Raw genomic sequence first — 242 nt, forward strand, 5'->3', positions numbered from 1 at the left:
CCCGCCCCGTCGCCCCTCTCGGCAGCGCCCACCATGGACGACATCGAGTTTGACCTCGATCTCGACCTGGTCACCCCGGCCCCCCCGGTACCCCCCGCCGCCGAAGCCTTCGAGGAAGTGCCCACGCTGGCCCCCGAGCCTTCGGTGGTGCCGGACTTTGACGAGCCTGAGCCGCTGATTCCTACCCAGCCCCTACCCACGCTGCAATGGGAGGAGCCGGAACCCATCGCCGCGGTCGCGCC

Annotated in this window: 1 pseudogene; it reads left to right on the forward strand. The window is 71.1% G+C overall.

Features of this window, described 5'->3' with window-relative positions:
- A pseudogene (locus NZN28_RS13610) lies at window positions 1-242 on the forward strand (hypothetical protein); the annotation flags it as partial.

This window comes from Meiothermus sp., assembly GCF_025056915.1.
Lineage (GTDB): Bacteria > Deinococcota > Deinococci > Deinococcales > Thermaceae > Meiothermus.